General features: G+C 71.4%; 20 protein-coding genes. 10 read left to right on the top strand and 10 right to left on the bottom strand.

Features of this window, described 5'->3' with window-relative positions; all coding sequences use genetic code 11:
* Window positions 1–40 precede the first annotated feature (40 nt).
* From aztA to ACFV88_RS10610, 3 genes are all read left to right on the top strand, one after another.
* Entirely contained in the window at window positions 41–727 is a 687-nt protein-coding gene (aztA, locus tag ACFV88_RS10600; protein ID WP_385488390.1) for a zinc ABC transporter ATP-binding protein AztA, read from the top strand.
* A 127-nt stretch (window positions 728–854) separates the two neighbouring features.
* Window positions 855–2,048: a serine hydrolase domain-containing protein gene (locus ACFV88_RS10605; protein ID WP_385488393.1), complete on the top strand. Its 1,194-nt coding sequence runs from the start codon at window positions 855–857 to the stop codon at window positions 2,046–2,048.
* Window positions 2,049–2,174: 126 nt separating this feature from the next.
* The gene (locus tag ACFV88_RS10610) at window positions 2,175–3,269 is read left to right on the top strand and encodes a DNA alkylation repair protein (RefSeq protein WP_385488396.1); all 1,095 of its coding nucleotides are present in this window, start codon (window positions 2,175–2,177) and stop codon (window positions 3,267–3,269) included.
* A 76-nt stretch (window positions 3,270–3,345) separates the two neighbouring features.
* Here the strand turns inward: ACFV88_RS10610 and ACFV88_RS10615 are convergent, their stop codons facing one another.
* The gene (locus ACFV88_RS10615) at window positions 3,346–3,795 is read right to left on the bottom strand and encodes an ATP-binding protein (RefSeq protein WP_385488398.1); all 450 of its coding nucleotides are present in this window, start codon (window positions 3,793–3,795) and stop codon (window positions 3,346–3,348) included.
* A 198-nt stretch (window positions 3,796–3,993) separates the two neighbouring features.
* On the opposite strand from ACFV88_RS10615, the gene ACFV88_RS10620 reads away from it, so the two are divergent.
* The 3 genes from ACFV88_RS10620 to ACFV88_RS10630 all read left to right on the top strand — a co-directional run bounded on the left by ACFV88_RS10620 (window position 3,994) and on the right by ACFV88_RS10630 (window position 5,435).
* Window positions 3,994–4,206: a hypothetical protein gene (locus ACFV88_RS10620; protein ID WP_385488401.1), complete on the top strand. Its 213-nt coding sequence runs from the start codon at window positions 3,994–3,996 to the stop codon at window positions 4,204–4,206.
* Between the two features lie 138 nt (window positions 4,207–4,344).
* On the top strand, window positions 4,345–5,223 hold the full coding sequence (locus ACFV88_RS10625) for a helix-turn-helix transcriptional regulator (RefSeq protein ID WP_385488697.1): 879 nt from the start codon (window positions 4,345–4,347) through the stop codon (window positions 5,221–5,223).
* Window positions 5,220–5,435, top strand: coding sequence for a DUF397 domain-containing protein (locus ACFV88_RS10630; RefSeq protein ID WP_385488404.1), 216 nt, complete (start codon window positions 5,220–5,222; stop codon window positions 5,433–5,435). Before ACFV88_RS10625 ends, ACFV88_RS10630 begins: the two co-directional genes overlap by 4 nt.
* A 59-nt stretch (window positions 5,436–5,494) precedes the next feature.
* Here ACFV88_RS10630 and ACFV88_RS10635 read toward each other — a convergent pair whose 3' ends face one another.
* From ACFV88_RS10635 to ACFV88_RS10655, 5 genes are all read right to left on the bottom strand, one after another.
* Window positions 5,495–5,635 carry a hypothetical protein gene (locus ACFV88_RS10635; RefSeq protein WP_385488407.1) on the bottom strand — a complete coding sequence of 47 codons (141 nt, stop codon included), beginning with the start codon at window positions 5,633–5,635 and terminating at the stop codon, window positions 5,495–5,497.
* 123 nt (window positions 5,636–5,758) lie between these two features.
* Window positions 5,759–8,026, bottom strand: coding sequence for a DUF2786 domain-containing protein (locus ACFV88_RS10640; protein ID WP_385488410.1), 2,268 nt, complete (start codon window positions 8,024–8,026; stop codon window positions 5,759–5,761).
* Between the two features lie 204 nt (window positions 8,027–8,230).
* Window positions 8,231–10,807: a serine/threonine-protein kinase gene (locus tag ACFV88_RS10645; RefSeq protein ID WP_385488412.1), complete on the bottom strand. Its 2,577-nt coding sequence runs from the start codon at window positions 10,805–10,807 to the stop codon at window positions 8,231–8,233.
* A 225-nt stretch (window positions 10,808–11,032) separates the two neighbouring features.
* A complete protein-coding gene (locus tag ACFV88_RS10650) occupies window positions 11,033–12,841 on the bottom strand; it encodes a hypothetical protein (RefSeq protein WP_385488415.1) in 1,809 nt (602 codons plus the stop codon).
* Window positions 12,838–13,581 (bottom strand): hypothetical protein, encoded by a 744-nt coding sequence (locus ACFV88_RS10655; RefSeq protein WP_385488418.1) that lies wholly within the window; start codon window positions 13,579–13,581, stop codon window positions 12,838–12,840. Before ACFV88_RS10655 ends, ACFV88_RS10650 begins: the two co-directional genes overlap by 4 nt.
* A gap of 634 nt (window positions 13,582–14,215) precedes the next feature.
* Here ACFV88_RS10655 and ACFV88_RS10660 point away from each other — a divergent pair.
* A complete protein-coding gene (locus ACFV88_RS10660; RefSeq protein WP_385488421.1) occupies window positions 14,216–15,526 on the top strand; it encodes a cation:proton antiporter in 1,311 nt (436 codons plus the stop codon).
* A gap of 226 nt (window positions 15,527–15,752) precedes the next feature.
* Here the strand turns inward: ACFV88_RS10660 and ACFV88_RS10665 are convergent, their stop codons facing one another.
* On the bottom strand, window positions 15,753–16,688 hold the full coding sequence (locus ACFV88_RS10665; protein WP_385488424.1) for an AraC family transcriptional regulator: 936 nt from the start codon (window positions 16,686–16,688) through the stop codon (window positions 15,753–15,755).
* A 198-nt stretch (window positions 16,689–16,886) separates the two neighbouring features.
* On the opposite strand from ACFV88_RS10665, the gene ACFV88_RS10670 reads away from it, so the two are divergent.
* Together ACFV88_RS10670 and ACFV88_RS10675 are read left to right on the top strand one after the other, a co-directional pair.
* Window positions 16,887–18,314: an MFS transporter gene (locus ACFV88_RS10670; protein WP_385488427.1), complete on the top strand. Its 1,428-nt coding sequence runs from the start codon at window positions 16,887–16,889 to the stop codon at window positions 18,312–18,314.
* A 92-nt stretch (window positions 18,315–18,406) separates the two neighbouring features.
* Window positions 18,407–19,324 (top strand): SDR family oxidoreductase, encoded by a 918-nt coding sequence (locus tag ACFV88_RS10675; protein ID WP_385488430.1) that lies wholly within the window; start codon window positions 18,407–18,409, stop codon window positions 19,322–19,324.
* A 63-nt stretch (window positions 19,325–19,387) separates the two neighbouring features.
* Here the strand turns inward: ACFV88_RS10675 and ACFV88_RS10680 are convergent, their stop codons facing one another.
* Entirely contained in the window at window positions 19,388–20,989 is a 1,602-nt protein-coding gene (locus tag ACFV88_RS10680; RefSeq protein ID WP_385488434.1) for a cellulose binding domain-containing protein, read from the bottom strand.
* A 363-nt stretch (window positions 20,990–21,352) separates the two neighbouring features.
* Between ACFV88_RS10680 and ACFV88_RS10685 the strand changes: the two genes are divergently transcribed.
* Window positions 21,353–22,591, top strand: coding sequence for a cytochrome P450 (locus ACFV88_RS10685; protein ID WP_385488437.1), 1,239 nt, complete (start codon window positions 21,353–21,355; stop codon window positions 22,589–22,591).
* Between the two features lie 368 nt (window positions 22,592–22,959).
* Here ACFV88_RS10685 and ACFV88_RS10690 read toward each other — a convergent pair whose 3' ends face one another.
* Entirely contained in the window at window positions 22,960–24,516 is a 1,557-nt protein-coding gene (locus ACFV88_RS10690; RefSeq protein ID WP_385488439.1) for a prenyltransferase/squalene oxidase repeat-containing protein, read from the bottom strand.
* Complete coding sequence (locus tag ACFV88_RS10695) at window positions 24,513–25,943, bottom strand: cytochrome P450 (protein ID WP_385488441.1); 1,431 nt, start codon at window positions 25,941–25,943, stop codon at window positions 24,513–24,515. Before ACFV88_RS10695 ends, ACFV88_RS10690 begins: the two co-directional genes overlap by 4 nt.
* Between the last annotated feature and the right edge of the window lie 25 nt (window positions 25,944–25,968).

Here is a 25,968-nt window from a genome sequence, read left to right on the forward strand (position 1 = left end):
ACTATAATGAAAACGATTATCACTACAGATAGGTTTCGCCGTGCACCCTTCATCCCGCCCTCCCCGCATCCGCCTGACGGCGATCGACGCGGGATACGCCGACAAGCCGGTGCTCCACCAAGTCACCCTGGACGTACCGGCATTGGGCATCACCTCCCTGATCGGCCCGAACGGCAGCGGCAAGTCGACGCTGCTCGGCGTCGTCGCCGGTGTGATCCAGCCGACATCCGGAACCGTCCACTACGCGGGCAGCCCCGCCCCCGCCTTCGTCCCGCAGCGCAGCACCGTCAGCGATGCGCTGCCGCTCACCGTGCGGCAGACCGTGGAGATGGCCCGCTGGCGCAGCCGCGGCCCGTGGCGACGCCTGACGAAGAGCGACCACGCCACGGTCGACGAGGCGCTGGAGCGCATGGGCATCGCCCACCTCGCACCCCGACAGCTGGGCGAACTGTCGGGAGGGCAACGCCAACGCGCCTTCATCGCCCAGGGCATCGCCCAGCGCTCCGACCTGCTCCTGCTGGACGAACCCGGTACGGGACTCGACCCCGAGGCGCGGCACGGCATCGAACGGCTGCTGACCGATCTCGCCGCGGACGGCATCACCGTGGTCCAGGCCACGCACGACCTGCCCTCGGCGCGCGCCGGGCACCACTGCCTGCTGCTGCGCGACGGCCGCCTCGAAGCCGCCGGGGCTCCGGCGGACGTCCTGGCCGCCGCGTTCCTCTGACGCCCGGCGCGTGCGCGAGGAAACCCGAACGCTCAACCCTGCGCCACCGTGCAGGGTCCTTCCGGGTGTTGTTGCGGAATGCCGGATGCCGGTTGACGGCACGGCGGAACGGTAGGGAGTCGTAGAAATGCGAGCACGACGGAGCAGGGCGCGTACCGGTGCGGTGGGACTGGTGGCGGCGGCACTGACCGCTTCCGCCTTCACGGCACCGGCGCAGGCAGCGGCCCACCCGGACGGCGCCGAACGCGATCACCGGGCCACCCAACGGGCCCTGGAGGGAATCGTCCGGGGTGGCGTCCCCGGTGTCACGGGACAGGCCCTGACCGAAGCCGGCGTCTGGCGGGGCACCGCGGGCGTCGGCAACCTCAAGACCGGCGCCCCGCGCAAGGCCGACGACCGGTTCCGCATCGCCAGCATCACCAAGACGTTCGTCGCCACCGTCATGCTCCAGTTGGAGTCCGAGGGGCGCCTGGACCTCGACGACACGGTCGAGACCTGGCTCCCGGGCACGGTGCGCGGCCACGGGCACGACGGGCGGAAGATGACCGTACGGCAGTTGCTCAACCACACCAGCGGGGTCTTCGACTTCCTCAACGACACGGCCTACGCACGGAAGTACCTCGTACCCGGCTTCCACGTGAACCGCTTCAAGACCAGGACGCCGCAGGAAGCGGTCGACGCCGCGATGGCCAATCCCCCGACGTTCAAGCCCGGCGCGGGCTACGCGTACTCGAACACCAACTACGTGCTGGCCGCGCTGATCATGGAGAAGGCCACCGGCCGCACCTACGAACGCGAGGTCCGCGACCGCATCATCAAGCCCCTGAAGCTGCACGCCACGGTCATGCCCGGGAACAGCTCGCTGATGCCGCAGCCGAGCAGCCGGGCGTACTCGAAGGTGACGACCGACCCGGCCGCGACCAACATCTACGACGTCACCTCGCAGAACGCGTCCCAGAGCTGGGCCGAGGGCGACATGATCTCCAGCGCGGGCGACCTCAACCGCTTCTACAGCGCCCTCATGAAGGGCAAGCTCCTCTCCCCGCGGCAGCTGAAGGCCATGAAGACCACGCCGCCCGGCTCGGACTACGGCCTCGGGCTCGAACGGCACACGTGGAGCTGCGGCACGAACACCTGGGGGCACGGGGGCGGCTGGATCGGTTCGGTCTCGTTCGCGGCGACGACCGAGGACGGTCGCCACGCGTTCGCCTTCAACCTCAACGGGGACTGGAGCGAGACGGGGATGCTCGACGCCCTGGAGGCCGAGTTCTGCGGCGTCGAGCCCGGGACGGCGAGGGGACAGGCTCCCGCCCCGCGCTGAACGGGGGTCCGTCGCTCCCCGGGCGTCGATGTCAGTGGTGGGTGACATGGTGTCCTGCACCGGCACTGTCGGTGCCGGTGCAGCCCCATGCACCCGTACGCCCGTATCGCGAGGAGACCCCAGGCCGTGTCCCTGGCAGAACGACTACTGAACACCGACACCACCACCGCCCTGGCCCGGTGCCTCGTCCGGGCGGGCCGGGGCGAGGGCGTCACCGCGCAGCGCACGCGCGCCTGCGGCGACGAACTGGACGGGCTCAGCTTCACCGGCCGGGTCACCGCGATCAGGGACGCCGTACTGGCCGACCTGCCCGCCGACTACCCGGCCTTCGCCCGGGTCCTGCGCACCGCCCTCGGCGAGGAGGACTTCACCGGCTGGATGATCTACCCGGTGGCCGAAGCGGTCGCCGTGCGCGGCCTGGACGCCTTCGAACCCGCCCTCGCCCTCCAGGCGGACCTGACCCCGCGGCTCACCGCGGAGACCGGGGTGCGCCCCTTCCTCCTCGCCGATCTGGAACGGGCGCTCACGGCCATGACGCCCTGGACCGGGCACCCCGACCCGCACGTCCGACGGCTGGCGAGCGAGGGCACCCGGCCACGGCTGCCCTGGGCGCCGCAGATCCCCGCGCTCATCCAGGACCCGACCCCGACGGTGCCGCTCCTGGACGCCCTGTACCGGGACGAGTCCGAGTACGTGCGCAGATCCGTGTCCAACCACCTCAACGACATCAGCCGTGACCATCCCGCACTCGCCGTCGAGGTGGCGGCCCGCTGGCTGGACGCGCCCGAGCCCACCACCGACCGGGTGGTGCGCCACGGACTGCGCACCCTGATCAAGGCGGGCGACTCAGGAGCGCTCACCCTGCTGGGCCACTCCCCCGACCTCCCCGTCACCGTCGAGGGTCCACACGTCACGACACCCGAGATCCGGGTCGGCGACCACCTGGTGTTCGACTGCGCGGTGACCAACGCCTCCGACCGGTCCGCCGAGGTGGTCATCGACTACGTCATCCACCACCGCAAGGCCAACGGCAGCCTCACCCCGAAGGTGTTCAAGCTGACCACCCGCTCGCTCGCCCCGGGCGAGACCTGGCGGACCACCCGTCGGCACTCGTTCAAGCCGATCACCACCCGGCGCTACCACTCGGGCGGCCACCTCGTGCAGATCCAGGTCAACGGCCGCCCCCACGAACAGGCCGCCTTCCTCCTGCACACCGAGTGACCGACGCCGTACGGCGGTTGCCGATCGACCAGGCCGCGGCGGACGTCGACGGTCCGGGACGACCCGGGGCACCACGTCATCCGTGCTGACGGGCCTCCCCCGCCGGACGGCCGGACCGGTCGCCCTCCCGCAACGCGCACTCCGCCCACACCGTCTTGCCCGGGGTGTCGGGCCGCGGGTGCCAGCCCCAGCGGGTGGCAAGCCCGGCGACGAGGAGCAGCCCCCGACCGCCGGTGTCCCCGTCGCCGGGCGCGCACAGTGCTTCCGGACGGGGCGGCACCCGCCCGGAACGGTTGTCCGTGACCTCGATCCGCACGGTCCTTCCCGGGTCGACCACGCGCAGGCGCAGGTCGAAGTCCCGGCCCGGGACGTGGCCGTGCCGCACGGCGTTCGCGGTCAGCTCGGCGACCACCAGCACGATCGCCTCGTGCGCCTCGCTCCCGTACGGGACGCCCCACGCGTCCAGCCGGTGCCCGACCAGCCGCCGGGCGAGGCGGGCGCCGCGCGCCGTGGAGGTGAAGCGCATGGCGAACGCCAGACGGAGGGGGACGGACCGAGGGGCCGAGGGGCGCACGGCCCGGGTGCATCGGTCAGCACGGCGGAATTCGCCCGGTTCATGGATCATGCCGCCAACGGTTCCGCCCAGCGCCCGCCGTGACCAGCTTCACCGCTCTCACGCACCGTTCTGTACGCGCGACGGCAACACGTGTACGCGACGCGCGGCGTGACGTCGTCCCCGGACGGCCCCTGGGACGACCAGGCCGTCACCAACGCCGGCTTCGCCGCCGGCATCGGCTTGGCCGTCGCCGTCGTGACGGCACTGCTCTCGTGGGCGTGCGTGAAGCCCGAGTGGCTGCGCGGGTGGTGGTACGCGTTCCCGGTCGCGCTGGCCCTCGCCGCCCTGCTCCGTCTCACGGTCCTCGCCCCCGGGCTCTGACCCGGGGTTCAGTTCGGCGGTGAGCCCCTGCCACTCGGCGTGACGCCTCCCCCGGCAACGGAGTTGTGTAGGCAAGGGCGGTACGAGTGACGGGGGTGCGGTGTGACCGGGTACACGGACGACGAGGGCGGAACCGCGATGACGACGGACGAGAAGAGGACGCCCCTCGGGGACGGTTGGGACGGCAACGACGGAGCAGGCGGGCGCGCGGCGGACAGATCCGGCCAGGGGGTGGTCCTGGCCTTCGGGCAGAGCATGAAGACCCTGCGGCTACGGGCGGGCCTGGAACGCGAGGAGTTCGGCCGGCGCCTGGGGTACTCGGCGTCCAGCGTCGCGTCCTTCGAGCAGGGCCGACGGATTCCGTCCCCCAGGACGATCGACAAGGCGGACGAGGTCTTGGGCGCGGGCGGCTTGCTGACCCTGTGGAAGGACCAGGTGGAACGGGCCCAGTACCCGGTGTTCTTCCAGGGGATGGCGGCACTGGAGAAGGAGTGCGTCGAACTACTCGCGTACGACGCCCTGGTCGTCAAGGGACTGCTCCAGACCGAGGACTACATGCGTGCGCTGCTCGCCATGAGACGTCCACCACTGGACCAGGAGACGATCGAGCAGCGAGTGAACGCGCGGCTGGCGCGGCAGGACATTTTCGACCGACGTCCCACTCCCCTGTTGAGCTTCGTGATGGATGAGGCGGTGCTACGTCGTCGCTACGGCGGTACGGGCGTCCTGCGCGGGCAGTTGGAACACCTCCTCCTGATCGGCCAGAAGGGGAACGTCGAGATCCAGGTCATGCCACTGGTCTGCGAGGACAACCCGGGCGTGAACGGGCCGTTCACCGTGGTCACCCGCAAGGACGGAAAGAAGTTCGTGTACTCGGAGATGTACACGACCAGCGCTCTTGAGACCGACCCGGAACAGACGGTCCTCACCGCCGCCCGCTATGGGATTATCCGCTCGCAGGCTCTCACGCCACGGGAGTCGTTGGAGTTCATCGAAGGGTTGTTGGGAGAGCTATGAACATCGCTGAGTCCTCGACCGACGCACCCCGCCTCACCTGGTTCAAGAGCAGCTACAGCGGAACCGAAGGCGGCGACTGCGTAGAGGTCGCCGCCGGTACGGGAGTCGTGCACGTCCGCGACTCCAAAACCGTCACCGGACCGGTCCTCCGCGTATCACCCCACGCCTGGGTGGACTTCGTCAACATCGCTTCGTCCAAGCGCGACACCTGACGGACGTACGCACCACGGGAGCCCTGCCGTCCTCATCGGGCGGCAGGGCTCTTGCGAGCTCAGCCGCCCGGGCTCGCAGGAGGCGAGGTCAGGGACGGTTCGATGATCGAGCGGAAGTAGATGCGCGTGGTACCGGGCGCGAACTCGTGGACGAACAGGTCGACGCAGCGCTGCACGTGCCGACCTTCGGGGGTGTCCACGTCACCGCGGCCGCAACTGCGCGACCGTGAGGGGAGTTCCGTCCGTCTTCACCACGCGCCCCCTCTCGCTGCACACGACGAAGTGGGCCGCGGCCTCCACGGCACCCGACCCACCGACCGCTCTCAGTGGGCGAGTTGCGCCACGTCCTCCTCATCGGCGAGGGTCGGCCCGCCGATCTCCGCGTGCCTCCCGTCGGCCACCCCCTGCCAGTATCCCGTGCCCTTGAACTTCGTCGGACGCGCCTTGACGAGCTGCGGGTAGCGGGCCGAGACCCGGTTCTCGACGACGGCGGAGCGGTCCGCGAGGACCAGGTCCACGCTGCGCCCGCCCGGGCCCGTCCGCAGCGGGTCGGTCCGCTGCTCGGCATCGGCGGCTGCCCGCGCCACCCCCTGGGCCGCACCGATGCGCGTGGTGACCTCGCGGATGAACCCGAGCATCCAGGACCGCTTGTACGCCCGCGCGTCCTCGCCCTGCGGCCGGTGTCGGGCATCGGCCGCGTCCGCCCCGCTCAGCATCTGGAGGCGAAGACTCGTGAACAGGACCTCGGTCGCGTGGAGGTCCGCCTCGAAACCGAACAGGTGCACCCGGCGCCGATGCTCCCCGCCTCCGGGATACACGGCACGGCACCGCATCTCGTTCCCGATCCAACTGAGCAGTCGTCGGCCCTCCTTGACGTACGGAGGATGCACGTCCACGACCCTGTCCAGCGGCCGGTCCGGCTTCACCTCGTCGTCGAGCATGGCCTGTTCGATGCCGTACTTGGCCATGATCTCGGTGGCCTTGTCCAGGAACGTGTGCGCCTCCTGCTCCGTGACGCCCGGGTCCTCGGCCTGCCGCAACAGCGCCCTGACCCGGCCAAGGAGCGCGGGCGGCAGGCCACCGGAGGAGGCGGGACGCGCGGTGCGGTCCGCGGGCGTCCCGCGCACCTGGGGACCCTCGTCTTCGTCCGGCCCCTGATCCGCACCACTGTCGTCACCCTGCCGGGTGATCGCGTCGGCGAGGTCCTCGGGCTCGGGGGCGAGTGGCGCAAGGGCCGCCAGTGCCCAGCGCCGCCAGCCGAGGCGGTCCTCCTCCCGGACCCGGGCGAGGACCGTACGCAGTCGCTGGACTCCGCCGTCGGCCCCCACGGTGAGGAACTCCAGCCGGGCGTGACCGAGTCGGGCGACGGCCAACAGCGCACCGAGGTCGAAGGCGCTGCCACCGTCGTAGGGGACGTCGATGCCGGGTTCCGGGTACCACGCGGAATCGGGCGCGGGCTCGGGCTCCGGCACGGGTTCGACACCGGTCCTGACGCGCACGACGGAGGGTGACGGCGCTCCCGCGTACGCCTTCGCCGCCGCGCTCTCCTGCGGGGAGGTGACGACGTGGTACCAGACCGGCAGGGAACCCTCCATCCCGTGCCAGGTGGTCCTGCCCCGTGCCACGAACTCCGCCGCCCGGGAAGCGGACCCCTCGTCGTCCGGGGTCTCGCCCTGCCAGTCGAGGAAGTCGAGGAAGGCGCCCAGGTAGTCGGCGGCGGAACGCCGTGGACCGGGCCTGCTGTCGCTCAAGAGGGCGCGCTCGCAGTCGGACAGTGCGTCGATCACGGGTTGGAGGACGACGGACACGTACCTCTCGACGGCCTCGGACAGTTCGGCGAGGAAACCGCGCGTCGCGTCCGACCCCACCGCCTGCTGGGTGCGTCGCCAGGCTTCGAGCTGTTCGACGCACGCCTGCTGCTCGGCGATCCAGGTCAAGTGCCCGGCGCCCTGGAGGTACTCCTCACGCAGCAGGACGGCGTCCTGGACCTCCGCGGTCGTCTCCGGCGCGTCGAGCACGGCCCGCGCGAGCAGGCCGAGCGGTTCGGGCTCGTGGACGAAGAACCCGGCCAGGGTGCGGAGTTCCCGGCCGTGGCGGCGCGGCGCCCGCTCGGGGTGGTCGTGGGGACCGTCCCACCGGGCGTCCACCGACCACCGTGCACCCCACTCGGCGACGTCCCGCTCCCGGTGGGCGGTGCCGGGCTGGTTCCGCCCCCACCACCACAGCAGCAGGTCCGCCCACGATCCCGCGTTCCAGGACCACAGTGCCGGCTCGTCCCCGGGAACGAGCCGGCGGCGCAACTCCCGCACCGAAGCCGTCAGTTCGTGGGGGCGGCCCCCGGGGATCAGCCGTTCGAGCCAGCGAACCGTGTCGCCCACGGGCCTGGCCCGTGCGTGGTCCGCCGCCACGCGTGCGGTGGTGGCTGCCGCGACGCACCACTGAGCGCCGAGATCGGGGGGAAGCAGGCCGTACAGCTGGGCTCCGTCCCTCTCCAGGACCTTGGCGAGGTCCTGGACCCGGGCTTCCAGCCACTTCTGCCGGGTCTCCCTGAAGGCACCCTCCGCTGGTGGTTCCGACCCCCGAAAGCTCATCTGCTCCCCCTCTTCCCGGGCGTCCCGTCCCCACCGCAGAGGCCCCTGTCGTCCGTGCGACCGCCCAGTCTTCCGCATGACGCAGGGCCTCGGACGGGGACGCCGCAACCGTGGCCGAGGAGTGCCCACGGCGCCGGACCGCGTTCGATCCGGTGGGAGGCAACTGCCTGGGAACTCAAGACAGCGCCTCCCGACCGGAGTCGGTCACCACAACTCCGTCGTTTCCGCCGGCATCACCTCGGTCGGCCACCAGTCGTGGACGGGACCGAACAGCGCCACCAACACCACCAGGACGATCGTGGTACGGGCCCTGGTCGCCCAGGGGGAGAAGCGCCCGTAGGGACGCACCGCACGGCGGTCCGCCCAGCGCCCGATGCCGTACAGGCAGGCCAACCCGATCACGGCGGCCACGGAGGCGGTGGTTCCGGGGTGCTCCCGGATGCCCGGCCGGGTCGCCAGCTCCAGCAGGAAGTCCCGGAAGCCCGGTCCGGGCAGGTACGGGAAGCGCAGGTGGCGCAGATGGCCCTCCCACAACATCCCGGCGACCACGACGCCCGACCCCACGACGAGCCACCCGGCGGACTTGGCCGCCGGGGCGGGGGTGCGGTGGAACACGACCAGTGCGAGCAGGACCGCGGCCAGCGGAACGCTCAACTGGTACTGCACCTGCGCTGCGATCGTCGCGTACGCGTGGAAGTCGGTCGCCGGCCGGTCCCCGGACCAGGTGAGCCAGGCCACGACCGCCACGTACAGGGCGACGAGCGAGACGCAGAACAGCAGGGCTGCGGTGAGGAGGTCCGAGCACAGCCGCAGCACGTGCGCCCCCGCCCGCCGTACGGCCTCCTTGGTCCTGGCCCGTCGGCGTTCCCTGGGGCCGTCCGGCTTGCGCCGTTCCTGGAGCCCGTCGGCCTTGGCCTGGGGCAGCAGTACCTGCGCGAGCAGGAGCGGCGCGAGGGAGTCGCGGTCGCGCAGGGCCCGGTCGGACAGGTCCATCCACCAGGCGCAGGCGCGCGGTCGCGATGCCGCGCGCTGGCCCTGGACGCTCCACCGCAACCGCCGTTGGCTCGCCGGGTCGAGGACCGCGCGCAGGCACAGCACGCGCAGTTCGCGGTGGTGGGACAGTCCGCGCAGGGTGTCGGCGAGGCCGGCCGTCGCCGTGCCCTGCGTGCACGAGGTCAGGGCCGTGATCTCCCGCGCGAGCCTCGCCTCCTCTTCCGGCAGCGTCTCGGCGGCCCGCGCGAGGACCCGGCAGTTCCCGCCGCACTGCCGGTGGCCGGGCGCGCCGGGGGTGGCACAGGGGTGGGACGCGAAGACGTGCAGCAGTTCGCCGCTGACCACGGCGATCAGCCGCCGGTCCGCCGCGCTGGTGGACGCCGCCAATTCGGTCAGCCCGGCGGCGTCGGCGTGATGGCCGGCGAACCTCGGCGGGGCGCCCTTCAGGACCGCCGCGCGGAAGGCCGCGGCCCGTACGGCCGCGGCCCGCGCGTCCTGGGCCGGGTGCTCGACGAGTTCACCGGGGATGCCGCCGCCGTCGAACTCCTTCTCCAGCCAGGCGCGCACGGTGGCGAGCCAGCCGGGCGACAGGAACGGACTGCGGGCCACGGGCCAGGCCGAGTCCGCCATGGCCTCGGCCAGATCGGCCAGGTTGTCGTAGGTCTCGCCGCCGACCCGCAGGGGTTTGCCGCCCCGGGGCGTCGGCGCGCTGTGCACCCCCGGGCTGCCGCCCCGGAGCCAGGCGCACACCTGCCCGTACTGCCATCGGTGCTCGGGTGCCCGGGTCAGCAGTCCCGCGCACAGCAGCCGCCACCGGGCGTCCTCGACACCGCTCAGGTCCACGTCGTGGGTGGTCAGGTGATCGAACAGCACCTCGGGGTCGGACCAGCCGCCGACGCCGCCGTCATTGGGGTTCCGGCCGGTCAGCATCTCCACGACCACCACACCGAGCGACCACCAGTCCTGGGCGGCACGCCGATCCGCCCTGCGCCAGGTCTCCGGTGCCTGGTACTTCCAACTGCCCGCGACCATGTGCGTCTGCCGCGTCTCTCGGGTCTCCGCCACGAGACCGAAGTCGGCCAGCGCCACCTCCAAGCCGGCGGCGTTCTCGCCGCGCAGCAGGATGTTGGCGGGTTTCACGTCCCGGTGCGCGGCGCCCCGGCGATCGGCGACGCGCAGTTCGGTGTGCAGGTAGTGCAGTGCCGCGGCGGTCTGCGTCAGGACCGCGCGCACGTCGTTCTCGTGGCACGCCCCGCGCTCGCGCAGCAGCGCCCCGAGCGAACCACCGGGTACGTACTCCAGCACCTCCCAGGGCCAGTCGGTGCCGTGGGCGTCCCGCTCCGAACCGAAGTCCCGGACGTGGACGACGTTCGGGTGGTCGGCCTCCTTCAACGCCGTCATGACCGGGGCGTTGCGACGGGACGAGCCCCGGTAGAGCTTCACCACCCACTCCGAGCCGTCCCGGCGGTCCCTCACGTGCTGCACGGCGACGGTCTCACCGCCGGCGGGCAACGGCTGGACGATCTCGTAACGTTCGTTGATGACGGTCGGCACGTGGATCCAGCCCGCCCCGGCGGACGCCCCGCTGCCGGGGGCCTGCCCGGGTCGGGTCTCGACGCGCGTGGCGTCGGTGGCCCCCGGCACCGTCTCCCTCCGGGTGGCGTTCGTACGGTCGCCCGCGCCTCCCGCACCGACGACCCGGGTGACGTCCTCCGCGTTGCCGGGCGCTCCGGCCGCCCGGAAGTCCTTCGTCGGATCCCCGTCCGACGGATCTGGTACGACGGTCATGCTCCCCCTACGGACCTTCGCGTGTGCGCTCCTGTCGCGCATGTCACCGCGACGCACGCCTTGCGGTGGCCCGCACTGTAACGGCGCGCGGAACCGCGAGGTCAGCCGTTCGAGAGAACTCGCGCCGTTTGCCGAGGGGTTGGTGCGGGACCGGAGGGCAGCCGGCGACGGACGATCACCGTGGCGCGGGGGCCACGGGCCAGTCACGGGCCGGTTGGGAGCAGATCAGTCGACCTGGCCCGCCGCGAGCGTGCCCGTGTAGCCGCCCTCGCTGTTCCACGCCACCTCCCACATGCCCGTGCGGCGCAGTTCCACCAGGCGTGGGCAGGAGAAACTCCCTTCCAGGACCATGCCGGGCAACGGCGCCCGTCGATCGCTCGTACGGAAGACCAAGGTGCCGTCCGCGCGGGTCCTGTCGTGCGTGAGCGTCGCCGTGCACCCGGTGTCCCCCTTGATCCGGAGCGTGCCGGTGAGGTCCTCCACGGTGGGCTCGGCAGCACGGCCGGTCGAGAGCGTGACCAGGACGTCGTAACGGGCGGCGGGGCTCGATCCGCCGGAGATCTCCCCGCTGAGGGGGGCCGTCAGCGCGTACACGTCCTCCGGCCCCAGGGACGGGGCCGACGAGGCGGGTGGGGACGTCGGGGCCGGGGTGGAAGCCGGAGCCGGCGGAGCCGCGGAGGTGCCCGACGGAGCCGAGGCCGTTCCGGACGGGGCGGTCGCCGTTCCAGACGGGTCCGTGGCTGCTCGGGACGGCGCGGTGGCCGTTCGGGACGGGTCGGTGGCTGCCTTCTGCCCGGACGTGTAGACGCCGCCGGCCACGAGAGCCGGGACGACCACGTGCCCGTCCAGGGCTGCGCCCTCGCCCAGGGACTCGTCCGCGGCGAAGGCCCGTAGCCGGATCGCCGTCCAGCGGGAGCCGTCGGAGGAGACCCAGGCCGCCGGGTGGGCCACCTCGTTGAGGGTCACGCTGCCGACGGCCACGAAGGTGTCGCCGGACCGGAAGAGGTCGTCCACGACACCGGAGCCGGGCTTGGCGTCACCCGGTGCCGGGAGGGTGACCTTGGACCAGTGGGCGCCGCCGTCCGAGGACCGCAGGACCACGGGTCGCGCATCCGGCACCGGGCCGTCGATGCCGTCTTCCACGGCACCGTCGCCGCCGGTCGGCGGGGACGCCGTCTTCGACGGAGGCTCCTGCTGCCGGGCGCTCAACAGGAGCGTGCCCTCGCGCGCGGCAACACTCGGGACGCCGACCAGGTCACGCGGCAGCGGAGCGGACAGGTCGCGCAGCCGCGCTCCGTCGTCGGTCACCCGGTAGAGGCTGAGACGCTTCGCGTCGTTCGAGCCGCAGCCCCCGGTGATCAGGGCCTCCTCTGCGTCGGAGGCGGCGCTACGGATACCGAAGGTGCAGCCCTTCGGGGCCCGCGCCGCCACGGCCTTCCAGCGCTTTCCGGCCTCGTCCAGGCGCCACAGGGAGAGCCCGTCCGGCGAGGCGTAGGCGTGCGCGCCGTCAGCGAAGTAGCCGGGATTGCGGCCCCCGGCGCCGGGGGGCGGATCCAGGAGCCGCCAGGTGCGGCCGTCGGCGGAGAAGAAGGTCGGGACGGACGCGACGACGGGGAGGCCGCCGGAGGAGTCGATGCCCTTGCCCGTGACCAGGAAGCCGCCGTCCCAGCCCAGGAGGTCCGTGAACTCGCTGTACCAGCCGGCGCCGCGGCTCACCGACCGCAGGTCGCTCCTGGTCCAGGCGGCGGCGTCGGTGGAGTACCAGGCGTCGAGGTCGTCGCCGTCGCCGGACGGCTCCGGCGCGTCGCCCGCCGCGACCAGCAGACCGTCGCCTTCGACCACGGCCTCCGGACGGAACCCGTCGCCCGCCGCGACCGGAACGTCCCGGCCTTTGGTGAACGACCAGGTGGTCGAGACGTCGGCACGATCGTCGTCGTCACCGCGCCCGGTGAACCACCACGCTCCCGCCGCGAGCACCACGGCGAGCACCAGAACGATCCCCACGGCCGTCCGCCGCACCGGGTGGCCGATCATCGCGCGGTCCGCTTCGCGCAGGTGGCCGTGGTCGTCTCCTTGGTGTCCACGAGTACGCGTCCCGTCCCGGTGCTCTCGGGACGGATGTCGTAGACCGGCACTCCGGCCACTTGGCCGGTCGACCGGAACGAACCCAGTTCCGTCTGCTTCCTCTTGCCGCCGAGCAGGTAGGTGACGGTCAGGCTCCACTCGTACGACGCCTTGCAGGAGCTCACGCTGACGGTGACGTAAGCCGGTTCGTCCCGGGTCACCGTCTTGCCGGTGATCATCGAGTTGCCGGGTACGGGATGTGCCGCCAGCTTGCCGTCGACGACGTCGAACAGTTTCTGACGTTCGAGGTCCAGGTGGAGGTGGCTCGGCCCACCCCCACCGCCCCCGCACGACTCGGTCTTCTGGAGCACCCAGTCGTACGCGGTCGTCTGGGTGCGGCCCTTGACGTGCGGAACCACGGATTCGACGGAGATCTTGCCCTTGCCCTCGGTGCTCAGCGTCAGGTTCAGCACGCCGCGGCCCCAGGACGCGGCGCCCTTCTCCGCGGCGATGTTGCGCGGCTCCTTCTGGAAGTCGTCGAGGTCGATGGCGGTGACCGGAGGGCCGCCCTTCGGCATGGCCACGCGCGACCCCTGGTCGCACACGCTCGATGCGGGCCAACCGGTCAGGACCTTCAGCGTGTTGGGCGGCGGCGAATCCCACAGGTCCTTGATGACGCTCCGACCGACGTCCGCGATGTCCGTGACCACGGCCCCCACCAGGGCCGCGGCCAGTGCGGCCGGAATCCCGTACTTGACCCATGGCGACTGTTGCGGTGCCGGCGCAGCCCCCTGCTGTCGCGGACGCCGCCGTAATCGCCTTGGCCCGCGCTGCCGTTGCTGTCGTTGCTGCCGTCTGATCAACTGTGCCATCACGTGCCCCCCGCTCCCCTTGAGGGTGTGTATGGCCCGGCACCACAACCGGCAAACCGGCTGCATCTGGAACCTTTACCTGGTTCTCGGACCTCCACCTCCAGCCCGGGCGGCAGGGGCCTTCGACGTGATGCAGGGCCGGTCGGGACGGGGCGGGTTGGCAATGTTGAGGGCTTGCGCATCCGGGCGGCACTTGTGATATTTACTTCGAGTTTAATCGTCTGTTTGTGGGGGATTCGAGGAGATCACGACAGGGGAGTTCCAGCGTCGAGGACCGGACACGGTCACGAGAAACGGCGCAATACCACCTGCGAACATCCACGATGTTCTCCACATCCCCACCATTCCCCTGCACCACGCAGCTCCCACCGTGTCCTAGCTGGAGCCCTCAACGAGCCGCCCCGGCCCCGAATCGTGCGTGCGCTCAGCCAGAGTCCCAGGAAACTCCAGCCCCTCTTCACGGAGGCCGGTCATGACGGTGTTATCCGCTCAGAATTCAGAACTGCTCATCGCCGTCACGATGGCCGATATCGCCATCATCCTGGTCGCCGGCTCGATCCTGGGTTGGCTGGTCCGATACGTGCGCCAGCCGCCCGTCGTCGGGGAGATCATCGCCGGTATCGCCTTGGGTCCGAGCCTCCTCGGACTGCTCCCCGGCGATCTCCCTTCCCATATCTTCCCGAGCGAGGTACGGCCGTACCTGTCGGCGATAGCTCAAGTAGGGCTGCTCATTTTCATGTTCGGCGTGGGCTGGGGATTCGACAAGAGGTTGCTGCAAGGTCGACATGGCACCGCAGCCGCCGTCTCGATCGCCTCGGTCGTGGTCTCCTTCGGCCTGGCCATCGGGCTCGCGGCGTTGCTGTACGACCGGCACGACAGCGTCAACGGACATCACATCTCCTTCACCGCGTTCGCACTCTTCATGGGCGCGGCGATGTCGATCACTGCCTTTCCGGTACTGGCTCGGATGCTGACCGAACACCGGATGTTGGGAACGCGCGTCGGCGCATTGGCACTGGCCAGCGCGGCCATCGACGACGTCCTCGCCTGGTGCCTGCTCGCGCTGGTGGCAGCGATCGTGACGGCGTCCGGCGGTTCCGGGCAGTTCGCGCAAACAGTGGTCCTTTCCGTGCTCTACATCACGGTGATGCTGTTCGTCGTGCGCCCGCTCCTGTCGTTCCTCGTACGCCGCTGGGTCCGAGACCGGGTGCCACCGCAGATTTTCGTGGTCTTCGTCGCCGGCCTGTTCCTGTCTTCCTATGCGACGACATGGATCGGAATCCACGCGATATTCGGCGCGTTCGCCTTCGGCTTCGTCATGCCGAGGGAGCCGCTCGGCGTGCTCAGCGAAGGAGTGAAACGGCCGTTCGACGGGATCAGCCTGGTGCTGCTGCCGGTCTTCTTCATCGTCACCGGGCTGAACGTGAACATCGGTGCACTGTCCGGACGCGACCTGCTCGAACTGGTCGCCATCATCACCGTCGCCTGCGCCGGCAAGCTGATCGGGGCCTCGGTTCCCGGGAGACTGGCCGGAATGCCGTGGCGGGAGGCCGGCACCCTCGGCATCCTGATGAACACGCGCGGCCTCACCGAACTGATCATCCTGAATGCCGGCGTGAGCCTCGGCGTCCTGGACGGCCGCATGTTCACCATGATGGTCGTGATGGCGTTGTTCACGACCGCGCTCACCGGACCGTTCCTTCCCAGGGTTCCGGTACGCGTCCAGCAGGTCGGACCCCGGGCCCGCTCGGAGGGGCCGGCCGCAGCGCCCCCGCCGGTGTAGGCCACCGCATCGAGCCGCGCCGCGGGCCGGGTCCGATGCGATCGGTCGGCGGCGCAGGGCTCGTCGCACGAACGAACATCCTCCACGGGAAGGTGGCACCACGCAGGGCCGGGCGGCGAGCACCAGGATCGTCAGGACCTCGGCCGCGCCGACGCTCCCGCCGAGTGCGAGGGAGAACACGACGAACGTGCCGCGGGACGGGCCCAGTTCGCCCGAGGCCGAGGGTTCAGGTCGGCCTGAGCGCCTTGCGGTAGGCCCCCGGAGTGGTGTCGAACTCGCGACGGAAGGCCAGGTGGAAGCCGACGTTGCTCTGGTAGCCGATCCGGGCCGGGATGTCGCCCAGGGCCACCGATCCGTCCGAGAGCAACGCCCGGGCCTCCTGGAGTCGGCGTACCGTCAGATGGCGGGCGGGCGAATCACCGACGAGCGCCCGGAAGGTCTCGGAGAAGGCGGAGCGCGACATGCCCGCCCGGCGCGCGAGGGTCTCGACCGTCCAGGGGCGGGCGTAGTCGCGGTAGATCGCCACCAAGGACGCACTGATGCCGGGATGGCGCAGGGCCTGGAGGGCGGGGGAGAGTTCCGTGAGCCGTTCCAGGGCGGTGCGCAGCGCCAGGACGAAGACCATTTCGAAGGCGCGCAGGGCGACCAGTCCGGAGCCGGGGGACGTGCGCGCGATCTCCGATGCGAGGGAGCACAGGGTGCCGTGCAGCAACGGTTCCCCGATGAGCACGTCCCGGCGCAGGACGATCACCCGGGGCAGGGCCCGGTAGAGCGCGGGCTCGGCCGTTCTGTCGTAGTGCAGGCTCGCGCAGAGCATTTCGGTGTCGGTCGGTTCGCTGCCGACCGACACGACGTCCGAGGAACCGGGTACACGTTCCGGCAGTACCGATCGCAACGGTTGGGCGGCCACCGCGTCCGGCCGGCCGGCGAAGGTGTGTGCGGTGCCGTAGGGGAAGACCGCGAGGTCTCCCGCGCCCAGGTGGACGGGCGGCGAGTCGTCGTGGAAGCCGACGAAACACTCGTTGCTCAGCATGTAGTGGAGTACCGCGCAGGAGTCCTCCTCCCCCTGCACACCCCAGTCACCGCCGGCCTGCCACCGGCTGTAGAAGATGTCGCTGAGCCGTAGCGGTCGCAGCAGCTCACTCAGCACGTCATCAGCCACGGACGATCCTTAAACCAGAACGGCTCTTCGTTAATTGATCGTAGTCCCTGCGTGTCGGACAGTGGTACCGAGTCGTCCCGGGGACGGGACGGCTCAGAGCACCGACCGAGGGGGTACTTTCGATGAACATCCTGATCGCCGGAGGTCGAATCGGCGGGCGGACCACAGCACCGCGGCGCTCCGAGCAGGGAGCCGCAGATGGCGGCGGCTGACCGCTGGAGGGCGCTCGCGCTGCTCGCCTGCACCCAGTTCGTCCTGATCCTCGACACCTCGATCATCAACGTCGCGGCGCCGTCGATCGGCAGGGACCTCGGCATCTCACCGGCCGAACTCTCCTGGGTGGCCAACGCCTACCTGATCTCCTTCGGAGGGCTGCTGCTCCTCAGTGGGCGGGCAGCGGACCTGCTCGGCCGGCGCAGGCTCTTCATCGCGGGGCTGGGCACACTTGCCGCCGCCTCACTGCTCGGTGCGCTGGTCGGCAGTGCCCCGCTCCTGATCACGGCACGCGTCGTCCAGGGCACGGGCGCCGCGATGGCGGCGTCCGCCGCGCTCGCACTGCTGCTGTCGCTGTTCGAGGACGGACCGGAACGCCACAGGGCGCTCAGCATCTTCGCGGCGATGGCCGGGGCCGGGGGCGCAGCGGGCACGGTCCTCGGCGGCGTGCTCACCAGCTGGCTCGGCTGGGAATCCACCTTCGCCCTGAACGTCGTCGTGGGGCTCGGGCTGATCCTGCCGGCTCGTCGGCTGCTGCCCGCCGGGAACCGCACCGGGGACGAGGGCGGCTTCGACCTGCCCGGCGCCGCGTCCGTCACCGGCGGGCTCGCGCTGCTGGCGTACGCCTTGGTCAACGCGGGCGAGTCCGGGTGGCAGGATCCGGTGACACTGCTGACCGGAGCGCTGGCAGTCAGCCTGCTGACCGCGTTCGTCCTCGTCGAACGCCGGGTACGGCATCCGCTCGTCCCGCCCGCCGTCTTCCGCCGGCGCACGCTGCGGCTGGCCAATGTGCTGGCAGGGATGTGGCAGATGTCCTTGTTCCCCCTGTTCTTCCTGGTGAGTCTCTACCTCCAGTCGGTGTTGGGGCACGAGCCCGTGGTGAGTGGCCTCGGGCTGCTCCCGCTGTCGGTCGTGGTCGTCCTGGTCGCGTCCGGCACCGACCGGCTGATCGGCCGGTTCGGTCTACGGGCGGTGATGTGCACCGGGTTCGTGCTGGTCGCGATCGGACTGGTGTGGCAGTCGACGCTCTCGCCTTCGGGTTCGTTCGCCGCCGACGTGCTGCCGCCGAGTCTGCTGCTCGGTGTCGCCCTGCCGCTGGTCTCCGTCACCACGGCTGTCGCGGCGACCCTCGGCACGGAACGCGACGAGACCGGACTCGCCTCCGGTCTGGTCAACACCAGCCAGCAGTTCGGCTCCGTGATCGGCCTGGCCCTGCTGTCCGGCGTGGCCGCCGCCCGGACCGCAGCGGTCCCCGGGCCCCGTGACGTCGCAACTACCGAGGGGTTCAGCGCCGCGTTCCTGGCCGGCGCCGCCCTGGCGCTGGTGGCGGCCCTGCTCACGCTGCGGCTGGTCGTACCGACTGTGCCCGCCCCGGTGACGACCGCAGCCGACCGGGACCCGGCCGTTCCCTGAACCGGCCCCGCGGACGTACCGCCACGGCCGACCCCACCGTGCCGAGCGAGATCGCACGGACGACGCAATGAACGCAGAGAGGTAGAGGTCATATGAGTGAGGACCAGCCCAAGCGGTACCTGGTCACCGGCGCCAACGGCTTCCAGGGCGGGGCCGTGGCCCGGCTGCTCGCCAAGCGCGGGCACGAGGTGCGCGGTCTGGTGCGCGACGCCGACCGGCCGGCGGGCGACGGGGGACGCGCCTGGACCCCGGTCCGGGGCGACCTCGGCAGCACCGAGGATCTGCGCCGTGCCTTCGAGGGCGTCACGCACACGGTGGTGACCCTGCCGCTCGTCTACGACGCGGACACCGTGCTCGCCCATGCGCGCAACCTCGTCGAGGCGGCCCGCGAGGCCGGGGTGAGCCGCCTGGTCTACAACGTCAACACGCCGCTGCCGAAGGAGCGAACCGAGCATCCGGGATTCGAAACCCGGCGGCTGGCCGAGCGGGTGTTCCTCGACGGCGGGGTGCCCGCGGTGTCGGTCCGGCCGCCCGTCTACCTCGACAACCTCTTCGGCCCGTGGAACGGCCCGGCGCTCGTCAACGACGGCGTACTGGCGTACCCGTTGCCCGCAGCACAGCGGGTGGCCTGGATGTCGCACGCGGACCTGGCGCGGGTGCTCGCCTCGGCGACGGAGGCCGAGGAGCTCGTGGGTCGGGCGGTGGACGTCGGCGGCGCCGAGGTGTTGACCGGCACCGAGCTGGCGGCGGCGTTCGCCGACGCGCTGGGGCGCGAGGTGCGCTACCTCCCCCTCGACGTCGAGGACTTCGAGGCCGGCCTCGGGCAGTCGCTCGGCGCGGAGTCGGCGGCAGGGGTGGCCGGCATCTACCACCATGTGGCAGCCGGCGACCAGGAGCTGCTGGCGGCCGAACCCGCGGCGACGGAGCGCCTGTTCGGCGTACGACTGGCGTCCACGGTCGAGTGGGTCGCGACGCAGAACTGGGACGTCTGGTCGGGCAGCGCCGCCTGACGTCCGGGCTCCTGCCCGGGACCCGTGGCCCGAGCCCCGAACAGGAGGGAAGGCCGAGGTGGTTCAGCCCCGGTAGCCGCCGAAGATCCGGGAGAACTCGTACGGAGTCTGCGGGATGTTGGTGCACAGGGAGAGGTGCCCGCCGGTGCAGGCGTTGCGGTCGCGGGTGACGTCCCAGAAGGAGAGCATGCCGAGCTTCCGGGTCTGGGCGAACTCGACCAACTGGCGTGCGTCCTGCTGGTCGTAGATCCGGTGGTCGTCGTTCTCGCCGAGCATCGGCGTGACACCGATCACGCGCCACAGACCGCTGGCGGAGACTGCGGGAAAGAGTGTCCGGAGCTGATCGAAGACGCCCTGCGCGGCCTGCACCGCGGCATCGCCGTAGTCGACGTCCGTGAAGTAGTCCATGGTCATGATGTTGACGACATCGAGCGTGACGCCCGCGTCCCGGGCCGAGCGCACCACCGACAGCCCGGTCGCGGTCAGACCGTTCGGTGTGACGGGGAGGGTCAGCGAGACGCGCAGCGCGGGGTGGGCGCGCTGGAGCCGGGCGAGTGCCGCCGAGCGGCGGTCTATCGAGACGGGGTCGGTGGTCGCGGAGCCCTCGATGTCGAAGTCGGCGTAGGTGAGGTCGTACTGCCTGACCACGGCGTCGTACTCGGTGAAGAGGGCATCGACCGAATCGCAGGTCTGGGCGAGTTCGCGACCGCCCGCGCCGCCGAAGGACACCTTCACCTCACCGCCCAGGGCCCTCAGCGCGGCGATGTTGTCCAACGCCCAGCCCGAGCGCGTGTCGAACTGGTTGAACCACATCGCCCGGCAGGCGGTGGCGGTGACGAAGCCCAGGCTGAAGGTCTTCAGCCCGCTGCCCGCCGCGAGTTCGGTGAGGCTCGGGGTCGGCCAGGCGCCCATGTCGACATAGGGGGCGGTGGCCGTCGCCCCGGGGCCCGGGCGGATGTCCCCGATCAGGGCGCGGGCGGGCGGACTGTACTCGGAGACGTTCCCGGCCTGGTCCCTGGCGCGGATGCGGAACAGGTACGGCGTGGTCGGGCTGAGTCCGGTCGCCCGGTACGAGTTCGTCCCCCGTACGGTGACCGGGGCCGCGCCGTCGACGGAGATCTCGTAGTCGAGGACCGAGCTGCGGTCGTCGCTCGAATGGCGCCAGCCGACGGTCAGGGCGCTCTGGCCGACCTCGGAGAAGGTGATGCCCGTTGGCACCGTCGGAGGGGTGATGTCCGGGTCGAAGCCGCAGGCGAAACCGTTGACGGTGCAGGAGCCCGGGAAACCGGCACCGTTCGCCACCCAGCCGAAGGCGGTCGACCCGCCGGGCGCGAGGGTGGCGTTGTAGTCATGGCTGCGGAAGGTGTGGACGGCGCCCTCGCGGCTGAAGCGGGCGTCCCAGACGGTGCTGATGACGGTGTCCGCGGGCAGGCGCAGGGTGAGGGTCCAGCCGGTGACCGGCGCGGTGCCGATGTTCTTGAGGGTGAACGAGCCCTGGTGGCCGGTGTCCCAGACAGAGGTCTTCCGGAAGTCCGCCACGAGCAGCGCCGATCCGGCGGACGCCGCTTCGGGCGCCGGTGCCTGCGCGGCGGCGGTCGGAACGGGTAACAGGGCGAGCACGACGAGGGCGACCGCGGTGATCAGGGCTGTCAGGAGTCTTCGCATGACTGCCTCCCGGTGGGGGGAACGAGTGGGATGCCGTTCGGGGCGGAGCACGATGACACGCTTGGGCCCATACCCATGGCGCCCGCCCTGACTACCCGGCGGCCCCGGTCGCGTCAAGAGGAACCGCACCCATCGGTGGAGGTGCAAACACCCGAGCAATGCCGAAATCGGCTCAGAATCCAGACGCAAGAGGCTGATTTCCCTCTATACGAACCCGAGTGGGCCCAGCACAATCCCCGGTACCGATTCCCGCCGTCGCCGCGGAGTCCATCCATCCATGCACCGGCGCGACCCGGCGCCCGGGAGCGCACCATCGTGGCCGCTCCCACCGACGGGCCGTCCCCGCGTGACCGGAGGTGTCTCATGACCACCAGCCACGAGGTTTCCGTCCCGGTCCTGGACAGCGACGGAGGTGACCGGCTGTACGAGCAGATCGAGGAACTCCGCGCCGCCGGGCCCGCCGTGCGGGTCCGGCTGCCCCAGAACGTCATCGCTTGGTCCGTCACGCGTGGCGATGTCGTCAAGCGGCTGGTCACCCATCCCGATGTCACCAGGAACGCCCGTGGCGCCTGGCCCGGTTACCAGCCGGGCGCCGTCCCCTGGCTCTCCCCCTGGCTCGACGTCCACTCCATGGCCACCGCTGAGGGGGCCGAGCACACCCGGTTACGGAGGCTGATCGGCCCCGCTTTCACACCGCGGCGCATGCAGTCGCTGCGGCCCTCGATCGAGTCCGTCGTCACCGACCTCCTGAACGGCCTGGAGGCCCTGGAGGACGGCACGGCAGTGGATCTGCGGGCGCACTTCGCGCACGGTGTGCCGACCCGGGTGATCTGCGATCTCTTCGGCGTTCCCGAGGACCAGCGCCCCGACGTGCTCTCCGTCGCCGACGCGATCCTGGCCACCGATGTCCCCCAGGACGAGTCGGAGCGGGTCGCGAGCGGGCTGATCACCGTCATGAGCCGTCTCGTGGAGGCGAAGCGGCGGGAGCCCGGCGATGACATGACCAGTCTGCTGCTCACCGCCCATGAGGGGGACCGGCTCACCGAGACGGAGCTGATCTCCACCCTGCTCCTGATGATCGGCGCCGGGAGCCAGACCACGATCGCGCTGATCGGGAACGCCGTCCGGGCGCTCCTCACCCACCGTCAGCAGCTGAGCGCGACCCTGGCCGAGCCCGCCCGTTGGGCCGATGTCGTCGAGGAGACCCTGCGGCTCCATCCGTCGGTCGTCCATCTTCCGCTGCGGTTCGCGCTCCGTGACATCGATCTCGGCGAGGGCGTCACCATCACGGCCGGGGAGGCCATACTCATCGGGTTCGGGGCGCACGGCCGGGACCCGTCGTTCCATGACGCCGCGCACGACTTCAAGATCGACCGCGTGGACAGGGACCATCTGGCCTTCGGGTACGGCATCCACTACTGCCTCGGCGCCCCGCTCGCCCGGCTGGAGGCCGCCATCGCGCTGCCGGCCCTCTTCGACCGGTTCCCGGACATCGTGCTCGCGGACGAGGGGAACCCTCCGGACCCGCAGCCGTCGTTCATCGGCAATGACGTCCTCGCCCTGCCCGTTCTCCTGCGCCCGCCGGGCCGTGCGGCGCGGTGAGCCGACCGTTGCGGTGAAAGCGGCCCGTCCATCCATCGCGGGCGGGCGGTCCACCCGGTCATGCGTGCGGCCGTCGACGACGACATCATCGCGGTCAGCTCCTGCCGCAGCATCGACGTGACCACCATCTCGGTGGTTCGTCCGCGACGACGGCACCTGGCGGCCCGTGGTCGACATGCCCACGACCGCCCCTCACACATGCCGGCAAAGCCGCAGATCAGGCACCCTTCTTCACCGGCTCCAGGAGGGCCACGCACTCCACGTGGTGCTTCATCGACAAGGAGATCGACACGAGTGGTGTCTGGGGAACGTGGCAGTTCGGGTGTCATCCAGTGCCGGTTGTGCGCGGCGGATTCGAGCCATGCGCGTCAAGGCGCCTCCGCGAGGTCGCCGACCTCGGCCACGGTGGCCCTGCTCTCGGCTTCGATGATCGCCGTGGGGGTGTAGAGGGTCTTGTCGTGCCAGAGGGGTGGGTGGGGTGACTGGTTCGCACGGTGTTCGGTGATCCACCGCAGAGCTTTACGGAGAGCGGGCACGGCGTCGTCAGGGCTGGTGGTCCGGAGGATCTGGATGCCGTAGGCGGTTTCCTCCAGGGTGCTCTGCCACACTCCCCAGGATCCGTCGGGGCGTTGCCGGTCCCTGGCCCACCGGCCGGCCCGGCCCAGCGCGGAGCGGTGGTCCGGGTGGTGGGAGCGGGCGAGGGCGCGGCAGACTCGGCTGGTGGCGTACAGGGGCGAGGCGTGCCACTTGTCCGTCCAGTGGCCTTCCGGGAGTTGCTGTCGGGTGAGCCAGTTCGAGGTGGCCCGGATGGCCGGGTCCGAGCAGGGGTCGGGCACCGTGTCCCACAGGGCGGTCAGGATGTGCGCGTTGGCGGAGACGGACCCGGTGTCCTCGCCGATGTAACAGACGAAGTGGTCGTCGGAGGCGAACGGCGTGAGCGCGTGCGGGTCGGTGTCGAGTCCCAGGGCGGTGGCGACGTGGACCATGAGGGCGGTGTCGTCGGCGTCGGGGGCGAGGCCGGGCGCGCCGGGTACCCCGCCCCGTCGCCGCAGGGGCAGGACCAGCCGGCGGGCGACCGGGTCCGTCGGGGCGACCAGGCCCGCGCGGAGCAGTGCGGCCAGGACCCAGAGGCGTTCGAAGGTGGCGAGCGGGGCGGCTTCGGGGAACAGCTGCCCGTAGCGTTCGCCGGTCGCGGTGAGGGCGGCGCGGGCTCCTCCGGGGGCCGGTGAGACGGTCAGCCAGGCGGCGGTGGCGGCGGGTGAGGCACCGATGAGGACGTGGCCGCCGGCGGCGGGGGGCAGGGGTGGCGGCGGGCAGTGCGGTGCGAGTGCCTCGAAGCAGTGGTGCAGTTTCGTCGGGAGCACGGGCAGCGCGGCGAGCTTGCGGAGGAGGTGCTCGTCGGCGGGAGCCAGTGAGTGGATGACCCCGAGGCGGCGGTGTGCGGCGGTGAGGCGGACCGTCGCGGAGGACCGTGCCGCGAGCTCGTTCAGGGTCTTGTTCACATCGGTGAGCAGCAGCGGGACGAGCAGTTCGACCGCTGCGGTGTCCGGCAGGGTGCCGCGCGAGGGCAGCTTCGTCAGCGCGGTGAGAGCCGCGTCGGTGGCCTGCGTCAGCCGTGCGCTGTCGTCGTCGGTGAGTGAGGGGGCGTGGCGGGTCAGTGCGCGCAGGAAGGCGTCGACGACGCTGAGGGTCGGCAGCAGCCGGTAGGGGGTCGGGCCCTCGCCCCAAAGGCCGTCCGCCGACTGCTCCTTCAGGAGCCACTCGGTGCGGATGCGGTGGCCCGGGAGGTCAGGGGCCCAGGCGTGGACCCGGGCGGTTTCGTAGACGGAGGGGCTGAAGTCGCCCCAGTCGTCCTGGGCGATGCGGGTCAGGGTGTCGTCCGCGCGGTGTGTCTCCGTGACGGGGGCCGGCGGGCTGGTCGTCATCGGCGCTGCTCCCCCTTCCCCTCCTGCTTCCCCTCCTGCGCGGGCTCCGGGGCGGCGGCCTCCGCGGGGCCGTCGGCGGCGGGGGCGGTGTGCCGTTCGATGCGGGCGTTCATCCGTCCGGGGCTCAGGGTGAGATGGGGCAGGCGCGGCAGCCCGAGGCTGTCCGGTTGCAGGCGCAGGTCCCAGTGGGAGGTGAGACTCGCGAGCATGAGGGTGCCCTCCAGGATGGCGAACTCGTCACCGATGCACTTGCGGGCGCCGCCGCCGAAGACCACGGAAGGTACGGGAGGGGGCGCGCCGTCCTCGTGCGGAGTCCACCGGTCGGGGTCGAAGCGGTCGGGGTCGGGGTAGCGCGACGGCTCGTGGGTGGCGAGGTAGGGGCTGAAGGCGATGGTGGTGCCGGCCGGCAGGTCGTGGTTGCCGAGTCGGGTCGCGGCCGTGGTCTCCCGGGTCAGGAACCAGCCCGGCGGGTACATGCGCAGGGCCTCGGTGAGGGTCTGGCGGGTGTAGACGAGGCGGTCGAGGTCCTCCCAGGTCGCGGTGCGCCCGGCCAGGACCTCCCGGGCCTCGTGCGTCAGCCGTCGGCGCACGGCCGGGTGGAGCGCGGCGAGGTAGACCGCCCAGCAGACGGATCCGGCGGTGGTCTCCGTGCCCGCGACGTAGAAGGTGACCGCCTGGTCTGCGATCTCCTCGTCGGTGAAGGTCTGCCGCTCGCTGTCGGGGTCGTGGGCGTCGATCAGTATGGACAGGAGCCCGGCCCGCCCGGCGGTCGGGTCGGCCCGGTGGCGGCGGATCAGTTCGAGCATGATCCGCTGGGAGCGGCGGGAGGCACGCCGGTAGCGCACGTTGCCCGGAGTGGGCAGCGGCAGCACCGGCTTGGGCATCAGGCTGCGGCGCAGGATGCCGCCGGCGAGCTCCTTGAGGTCCGCCGCCAGTTGGGCGTGGACGTGCGGGCTCACCTCGGCGCCGAAGACGGTGGAGATCAGGACGTCGGCGGTGATGCGCCGTGTCTCGCGCGCGAGGTCGACGACGCTGCCGGGGCGTAGGCCGCGGATGACCGTGTCCATGCGCTGGCTCATGATGCGGGCGTATCCGGGGAAGCGTTCGGTGCGGAAGGCCGGCTGGACCAGGCGGCGTTGACGGCGGTGCTCGCGCGCGGGGCAGGTGGCGACGCCGTTGCCGCCCGCCTCGCGGAGCCGGTCGTAGAGGGGGCCGCCCTTGTCGAAGGCACGATCGTTGACGAGTAGGCGGTCCGTGAGATCGGCATCGCACACGAGCGTCATCCGCTGTCCGGCGAGGCGCAGTTCGACCAGGTCTCCGCAGCTTGTCAGGCTGCGCAGGAACGGCAACGGCGCACGCAGGAAGGGCACCAGGTGGCCGAGCAGGGGGGTGTGGCCCGGCGCGAGAGGCACGGTGGGGCGGGGCATTCGGCTCTCCAGGGATCGGGGGCGG

It is taken from the genome of Streptomyces sp. NPDC059816 (genome assembly GCF_042732055.1).
Taxonomy (GTDB): domain Bacteria; phylum Actinomycetota; class Actinomycetes; order Streptomycetales; family Streptomycetaceae; genus Streptomyces.